The organism is Parabacteroides sp. AM17-47, assembly GCF_003434625.1.
In the GTDB taxonomy this organism is placed as follows: Bacteria; Bacteroidota; Bacteroidia; order Bacteroidales; family Tannerellaceae; genus Parabacteroides; species Parabacteroides distasonis.
Genome location: NZ_QTLI01000030.1, coordinates 34,567 through 42,738, shown reverse-complemented (window position 1 = coordinate 42,738; position 8,172 = coordinate 34,567). Strand labels below are relative to the sequence as shown.

General features: G+C 47.0%; 6 protein-coding genes. 1 reads left to right on the top strand and 5 read right to left on the bottom strand.

From position 1 onward, the window contains the following. Positions 1-136: 136 nt before the first annotated feature. From DW205_RS19750 to DW205_RS19735, 4 genes are all read right to left on the bottom strand, one after another. Positions 137-1,069 (bottom strand): site-specific integrase, encoded by a 933-nt coding sequence (locus DW205_RS19750; protein WP_005857932.1) that lies wholly within the window; start codon positions 1,067-1,069, stop codon positions 137-139. 117 nt (positions 1,070-1,186) lie between these two features. Then, entirely contained in the window at positions 1,187-3,346 is a 2,160-nt protein-coding gene (locus tag DW205_RS19745) for a M3 family metallopeptidase (RefSeq protein WP_005866465.1), read from the bottom strand. A gap of 50 nt (positions 3,347-3,396) precedes the next feature. Continuing rightward, a complete protein-coding gene (locus DW205_RS19740; RefSeq protein ID WP_005866463.1) occupies positions 3,397-5,517 on the bottom strand; it encodes a M3 family metallopeptidase in 2,121 nt (706 codons plus the stop codon). 164 nt (positions 5,518-5,681) lie between these two features. After that, complete coding sequence (locus DW205_RS19735; RefSeq protein ID WP_005857938.1) at positions 5,682-5,861, bottom strand: hypothetical protein; 180 nt, start codon at positions 5,859-5,861, stop codon at positions 5,682-5,684. A gap of 108 nt (positions 5,862-5,969) precedes the next feature. On the opposite strand from DW205_RS19735, the gene DW205_RS19730 reads away from it, so the two are divergent. Continuing rightward, positions 5,970-6,917: a nitronate monooxygenase family protein gene (locus tag DW205_RS19730; protein WP_005866461.1), complete on the top strand. Its 948-nt coding sequence runs from the start codon at positions 5,970-5,972 to the stop codon at positions 6,915-6,917. A 66-nt stretch (positions 6,918-6,983) separates the two neighbouring features. Here the strand turns inward: DW205_RS19730 and DW205_RS19725 are convergent, their stop codons facing one another. Beyond that, a complete protein-coding gene (locus DW205_RS19725; RefSeq protein ID WP_005866459.1) occupies positions 6,984-8,168 on the bottom strand; it encodes a TolC family protein in 1,185 nt (394 codons plus the stop codon). Positions 8,169-8,172 lie beyond the last annotated feature (4 nt).

Sequence of the window (8,172 nt, the reverse complement as noted above, 5' to 3'; positions counted from 1 at the left end):
ATAAGAAAATCAAAGAATAGAGAGGATCAAACGCCTACAATGAGTAAACAAGCACATTTGTTTGCTTGTTTTTAGTTATTTTTTACTACATTTGCGCCGTGAAAGAATACGCTACTCCCCAAGTAGCCTACTCCCTTTACCCTACTTTCGGTACATGATTGTACACACTCTCAAAACAAATTTTATTCACCGCAGACATCTTTTCCAACGAGAAACTTTTCAAATAGATTTGCGTAGTCTTGATCGATTTATGGCCCAATAGTTCGCTGATCATCTCAATCGGGACATCCTGTTCCTTCAAAATCATCGCAAAAGAATGACGGATCGAATATGAGGTGATCGGGATAGACACACCGCAGGCTCTCGCCAACCTCTTCAAATTCCGGTTAAAATGGGCCAAAGCGGAAGTGTACTCCTTGTAGGCTTCTTTTCCCACTTTTATCCCTTTCAAGAAAGGAAACAAATAGGGTGAGTCCTTACCTACATCACTTGACAGTTCCCTCAGCGACTCCCATGCGGTAGATTGTACCTCTATAAGCATCGGAGTACCCGTTTTCTGGCGTTTATATTCCAAAACCCCACCCCGGACATTCTCCTTTTTCAGATGAGCGAAATCCACGAATGCCATACCGCAAAACTGGAACATCAGGCACAATGCCTGCCGTGTTTTTCTCAGTTCCGGATCATCTAATGAGGCCGTCATCAGAGAACGTAATAAATCCTGTGGTAACGCCTTTTTGCGTTTGCTCTCTATACCCGTGAAAACTCCCTTAAATAAATAAGGGATATAGGGGGCCAACCCTTCCTCCACCGCCATGTTGTACACACAACGGATCCGACGCATATAGGTCGACACCGTGTTCCATGTACATCCTTTATTCAACAAAAAGGCCTGATAACGCCGAAGGTTCTCCTTATTGACATAAATATAGGGAATTACCTCCAACCCACAAAACCGCATGAATGAGTTCAATGCATCCTGATAGCTCTTCGCCGTGGAATAACGCCCATCCACACGCAATTTATAGATATACAACCTCATCCCTTCTACTAAATCCTTTTTCTCCATACTATCGCTATTTTTTCGTGATAAAACTTAGCAAATGTAATACAGATCCGGGAGGTTGAGCATATACAAAAAAAGGCGAACCAACCGGTCCGCCTTTATAAAATCTCCATTTCTAGATTATTTCAGTCCTCTATTCTTCAGCAACGGATCCGTACCCGGTTCCTTGCCACGGAAATTCTTGTACATATCCATAGCGTCGTCGATACCACCCGGGGTCAAGACATATTTACGGAATTTATCGGCACATTCTTGATTAAAGATGTCGCCGGTTTCCTTGAATGCCTCGAAAGCGTCGCAATCCAATACCTCAGCCCAGATGTAGCTATAATAGCCGGCGGTGTAGCCGCCACCCATCGTATGGTTGAAGTAAGTCGTACGGTAACGGGAAGGGATTTGTTTCAGCAAACCACGACGGCCTAACGTCTGTTGCTCGAAATCCATCACGTTCAAGTTGGCCGGAACATTATTCGTCTGGTCAACGAACTTGATCACCTTCTTATCCGCAGCGTCACCACTGATAGCATGGAAATCCATATCCAGATAAGAAGCCGCCAGATACTCCGTCGTAGCGAAACCTTGTCCGTACTTACCGCTCTTATCCAACTTCTCGATCAACTCGGCCGGGATCACCTCGCCGGTCTGATAATGCTTAGCGTACACCTTCAATACTTCCGGCTCGAATACCCAATGCTCCATAACCTGTGAAGGCAACTCCACGAAATCACGAGGAACACCGGAAACACCGGAGTAATGCACGTCACGGAACAAGCCGTGCAAACCATGACCGAACTCATGGAACAATGTATTCGCCTCATCAGCGCTCAACAACGCAGGTTGTCCCGGAGCGGGCTGGCTAAAGTTACAAACGATCGTTACGACCGGAGCCACACGCTTACCATCCTTATAAGCCTGCGGACGATAAGAACCACACCATGCGCCACCACGCTTGCTGGCACGAGGGAAGAAATCGAAATAAATAACGCCCAAATGAGAGCCATCCTTATCTTTGCACTCAAAAGCCTGCGCTTCCGGATAAGGCAACGGGATATTACGGATCGGGGTGAACGTGATACCATATAACTTATTAGCTACATAGAAAGCACCCTCACGAACATTATCCAACTTCAAGTAAGGACGAACCTCATTCTCATCCAAATTGAATTTAGCCTTCTTGGCCTTCTCGAAATAATAACGCCAATCCCAGCCCTCGGCCTCGAAATTGCCGCCTTCTTTCTTGATCTCGGCGTTTATATCGGCCAATTCCTCTTTCGCTTTCGCCAAAGCAGGCTTCCAAACCTCATCTAACAATTGATAAACCTTATCCGAGCTTTTCGCCATACGATCCTCCAACACGAAAGAAGCGTAATCATCATAGCCCATCAACTTCGCTTTCGCCAAACGAGCGGCAACCAAATCACGAACCACTTCCTTGTTATCGTTCTCATTATTATTATTACCACGGTTGATATAAGCGTTGAACATCTTCTCACGCAACTCACGTTTATCGGAATATTGCAAGAACGGCATCACGCTCGGGTTCTGCAAGGTAAATACCCATTTGCCTTCCATCCCGGCATCCTTAGCCGCTTGAGCGGCGTTAGCGATCAAGGTCTCGGGCAGACCGGAAAGATCCTCCTGCTTGTCGATCACCAATTTAAAAGCGTTCGTCTCTTTCAGCATATTCTGTCCGAAAGTAAGCTGTAGCATGGAGATCTTGCTATTCAACTCACGCAATTTAGCCTGATCCTCAGCGGAAAGATTAGCGCCACCCCGAACGAAGTCCTTATAAGTCTCCTCCAATAACTTCATTTGCTCCTTATCGAGACCCAACTCATCCTTCTTATCGTATACCGCCTTCACACGAGCGAACAATTTCGGATTCAAGTTGATATCATCACTATATTTTGACAATAGCGGCGACATCTCACGGCTTAACGCCTGCATCTCATCATTCGTATTCACGCTATTCTGTCCACCGAAAACGATCTGGACCTTCCGAAGCAACGCACCCTGCTCATCCAAAGCGACAATCGTATTCTCGAACGTCGGCTCCTCCGGGTTATTCACGATCGCCTCGATCTCCTTGCGTCCCTCTTCCATGCCTTGCAATAGGGCCGGTTTGTAGTGCTCGAACTTGATTTGATCAAAAGGTGGAACTCCAAACGGGGTGGTATATTCCGCAAAGAACGGGTTCTCCCCCTCCACGGTCTTCTTTTCGGAAGTACCGCAGGCAGTAAGCATAACGGCTAATCCTGCTGCCATAATTAATTGTTTCATCTTTACTGATTTTTTGATTTATGAGTTATGAATTATTCTAATTATTCTTCTCATTTTAGCCCTCTGTTCTCCAACAACGGATCGATACTTGGTTGTTTACCACGGAAATTCACGTACATATCCATAGCATCATCGATGCCGCCCGGGGTCAGTACGTATTTACGGAATTTAGAGGCAACCTCCGGGTTGAAGATATCACCCGTCTCCTTATAAGCTTGGAAAGCGTCGCAATCCAACACTTCCGCCCAGATATAGCTATAATAACCGGCGGTATATCCACCTTCCATCGTATGTCCGAAATAAGTGGAGCGGTAGCGAGACGGAATCTGACGGATCAGACCACGATCGCCCAAGACCTTCGCCTCAAATTTCTCGATATCCAAATCGGCAGGGATCTCTTTCAATACATGATAATCCATATCCAGATAAGAGGCGGCCAGATACTCCGTCGTAGCGAAGCCTTGTCCATACTTGCCACTCTTAATCATCTTGTCTACAAGGGCTTGCGGTATTACCTCGCCGGTCTGGTAATGTTTAGCGTACACTTTCAATACCTCCGGCTCAACGGCCCAATGCTCATCGACTTGCGAAGGTAGCTCCACAAAGTCACGAGGCACGTCGGACACGCCATAATAATGAACGTCGCAGAATAAACCGTGCAAGGCATGACCGAACTCATGGAATACGGTCTCAGTCTCGTCGGCTGTCAAAAGCGCCGGTTGTCCCTCCGCCGGTTTACTGAAATTAAATACGGTAGTAACCACCGGGGCTACCCGTTTCCCATCTTTATACGTTTGTGAACGGTAACCGCCGCACCATGCGCCACCTCCTTTGCCCGGGCGGGTAAAGAAATCCATATACAGCACGCCCAGATGCGTACCATCTTTATCCTTGCACTCGAAAGCGAGAGCGTCGGGGTCCGGTTTCGGGATGTCCTTGATCTCGGTAAACGTGATACCGTATAATTTATTGGCTACATAGAAGATGCCCTCACGTACATGTCCCAACTCAAAATAAGGACGCATCTCGTTCTCGTCCAAGTTATATTTCGCTTTCTTGGCTTTCTCGAAATAATAACGCCAGTCCCAGCCCTCGGCCTCGTAATTACCACCTTCCTTCTTGATCTCGGCGTTGATATCGGCCAATTCCTCTTTCGCTTTCGCCAAAGCAGACGGCCAGATTTTATCGAGCAAGTCATACACGTTCTTCTCGTTCTTCGCCATATTCTCTTCCAATACGAAAGCGGCATAATCCTCATATCCCATCAATCGGGCTTTCTCCAGACGAGCGGTAACCAGCTGCTTAACGACCTCCTTATTATCATTCTCATTATTATTGTTGCCACGATTTGTATATGCCTTGAAGATCTTCTCACGCAAATCACGCTTATCGGCGTATTGAAGGAAAGGCATCACGCTCGGATTATGGAGGGTAAACACCCACTTACCATCCAGACCATTCTCTTGGGCCGTTTGCGCCGCCTTGACGATCACGTCTTCCGGCAGACCGGATAAGTCCTCTTTATTATCGATCACTAATTGGAAAGCGTTGGTCTCTTTCAGGGTATTCTGTCCGAAAGTAAGTTGGAGCATGGATATCTTCTCGTTCAGCTCACGCAACTTCGCCTGCTTATCCTCCGGCAGATTGGCTCCTCCCCGGACAAAGCTTTTATAGGTTTCCTCCAACAGCTTCTTCTGTTCCTTATCCAGATGGAAGCTCGCCTGATTCTCATATACGGATTTCACCCGGGCGAAAAGCTTGGGATTTAAGCTGATATCATCCGAATGTTTGGATAAAAGGGGATAAAGCTCACGTTCGAGCTCTTGGATCTCGTCCGTGGTATTCACACTGGATTGGCCACCGAAAGCATACATTACTTTAGTAAGCAACTCGCCACTTTGGTCTAAGGCCACGATCGTATTCTCGAATGTCGGCGCATCCGGATTTACCACGATCGCCTCGATCTCCTTCGACTGCTCTTCCATACCTTTCAAAAGAGCCGGCTTGTAATGAGCCACCTCTATTTGATCAAACGGAGGCACCCCGAACGGTGTCGTATACTCCGCAAAAAACGGATTGGGTGTAGCGCCTTCCGCTACATCGCTTTTCTTTGAGGAGGAACAAGCTCCCAAAATAACCGCTAAACCTGCGGCCATAAGCGTTTTATTCATGCCATTGTTATATTAGAATTACAATGGACAAAGATAACGAAGTTTTGCGTTACAATTCTATTTCAAATTGTTATTATTTAGAATCCGGAAAAAGATTTTCACAATTCACACAAAAAAGATCCCCAAAGGGAGATCTTCCCTTCGGGGACCCAATATGCTTTCATTCAATGTTCAATCGAATCGCTCTCTATACCGTCCTCGATATTTTCATTTTCGATCGTTTCTTGTAAATCTTGAATGTCATTAGACGTGTAATCATCCGACAATACCGAATTGGTAGACATGGTCTCATCGTGAAGATCATCGCTCTCATCCCATAACGTTTTCATTATATTCTCTGGCATATCTCTTATATTTTAAAGTTATATGCCTATTCAACAACCTCGACAAAGAAATTGTTGTTCCAATAAAAATAGTTCACTAATTTTAGCGAGATTAACGCAAGAAATAATATGAATCGAATTTGTAGTCTTTTTGGTATTCAGTATCCCATCATACAGGCGGGAATGGTTTGGTGTAGTGGTTGGCGGCTAGCTTCAGCGGTTAGTAACGCCGGTGGATTAGGATTGATCGGGGCAGGCTCCATGCACCCGGAAGTGCTCCGGGAACATATCCGTAAATGCGAGGCGGCGACCGACAAGCCTTTTGGCGTGAATGTCCCGCTGATGTACCCGGAAATCGATACCTTGATGCGGATATTGGTGGAGGAAAAAGTGAAGATCGTATTTACCTCCGCCGGCAACCCGAAAACATGGACAAAGTATTTGAGGGATCATGGCATGACGGTCGTTCACGTGGTAAGCAGCTCTAAATTCGCCACGAAATGCGAGGAGGCCGGAGTGGATGCCATCGTTGCCGAAGGCTTCGAGGCCGGCGGGCACAACGGACGGGAGGAAACAACTACGATGTGCCTGATCCCCGCTGTCCGGAAAGCGACCTCCCTCCCCCTTTTGGCGGCAGGAGGTATCGGAAACGGTCAAGCGATGCTAGCGGCACTCGCACTAGGGGCCGACGGCGTACAGATAGGCACTCGTTTCGCCCTAACCAAAGAAAGCTCGGCACACGAGAATTTCAAGAAACTATGCTTGAATCTTAAGGAAGGCGATACGAAGTTATTATTAAAGAAACTGTCTCCTACCCGTCTGGTAAAAGGAGATTTCGCTACGGCAGTGGAAGAAGCGGAAGCCCGGGGAGCGTCCGTGGAAGAATTACGTGAGTTATTGGGCAAAGGACGTGCCAAGAAAGGAATCTTTGAGGGCGACCTAAAGGAAGGCGAGTTAGAGATCGGACAGGTAGCGTCTTTATTCTGGGAGGAATTATCCGTGGAAGAGGTGATGAAAGAATTGATCCGTGACTTTAAGCTATCCTTAGAGAACGTAAAAACACAGTTGTGTTCGTGAGAAAACACAACTGTATCTGTGGATAAACACAACTGTGTTCAAGAGAAAACACAGTTGTGTTCCTTATCATAATCGATACTTATACAATTGCGCCATGACCTTTTGGTATTGGTTTTGCAATTGCAGGTAGTTTTGCACGCTTTGGTAATAGGTCGTCACATCCACGAAATACTCGATCATAGAGATTTGCCCGGCCTGTATAGCCTTGTTCAACAAGACCAAGCTATTCTGCCTTTTCAGCACATCCTTATATTCATCGATAGATTTCTTTAAGGAGACAGACTGGTCATATAGCTGCCTCAACCCATTCTCTACCGTGAAAGAAGCGCTCTCCAACTGCATCTCCGTATAGCGGGCCTGAGCCTTCGCCTGTTTCACGTTATTACGGTTCGAGAACAACGGGATGGTGATTCCTACCAAGAAACCATTGAAACGCTCTCCACCCGAGGCGGGATTCATACGATACCCTAACTCAAAGCCGGGCAGACCTTTCGCCTTATTCACGCTCACCTGCCGAAGAGCTGTCGTCTGGTCGCTACGCAAGGTCTGTAATTGCGGATCGGATTGCATCGCCTCCGTCCGCAGCTCATCAAAGGAAAGCACATCCTTATCCGGCAAGGCGTAAACCGTATCCGTAAACTCGATAGCGATACCGCCGTTCAGGGTAGCCAGCTCCTGCAGCTTGGCAATACGGGAAGTCTCGTTCATCCGGGCCTCTGTCCGAGCGTTCAATAATTCCAGATCGATCTTGTTTGTCTCAAGGATATTCGCATTTCCTTTCTCCAAACGAGTCGCATAAAAAGCGGAAAGTTGCTCGGCGTTCCTAAGACGGGTATCCAATAGGTTCTTCTGCTGGTTCAACAGCACCAAATCTAGGCAAACCTCTTTCACCTGCAACAAGATTTGCTGACGAAAAGCCATCCCTTGACGATCCAAACCCGCGGATTTCGCCTTCGTCAGCTTATGCTTCCGGACATATACGGACGGGAAATCAAAGCTTTGGGAAGCCACGAACTCGCCCGTGAATCCCATCCCTTCTTTATTCCCCCAGAAATGCGAATAAGAGACCGAAGGGTCTGGCAAATTATTATCCAACTTCGCCTCCAGCTTCTGCGACTGGAGCAACTGGCTGTTCGCCTGTAAATCCTTATTGTTCGCCTCCACGCTCCGGAGCACGTCCTCTATAGAAGTCTGGGCGGAAAGGCCGCCTGTCAATACAGACAAGGCGGCGACTATAATATATGATTTCATAAAA

Coding starts and splice junctions, on each gene's coding strand:
- DW205_RS19750 (WP_005857932.1), bottom strand. CDS start 1,069: ATGGAGAAAAAGGATTTAGTAGAAGGGATGAGGTTGTATATCTATAAA.
- DW205_RS19745 (WP_005866465.1), bottom strand. CDS start 3,346: ATGAAACAATTAATTATGGCAGCAGGATTAGCCGTTATGCTTACTGCC.
- DW205_RS19740 (WP_005866463.1), bottom strand. CDS start 5,517: ATGAATAAAACGCTTATGGCCGCAGGTTTAGCGGTTATTTTGGGAGCT.
- DW205_RS19735 (WP_005857938.1), bottom strand. CDS start 5,861: ATGCCAGAGAATATAATGAAAACGTTATGGGATGAGAGCGATGATCTT.
- DW205_RS19730 (WP_005866461.1), top strand. CDS start 5,970: ATGAATCGAATTTGTAGTCTTTTTGGTATTCAGTATCCCATCATACAG.
- DW205_RS19725 (WP_005866459.1), bottom strand. CDS start 8,168: ATGAAATCATATATTATAGTCGCCGCCTTGTCTGTATTGACAGGCGGC.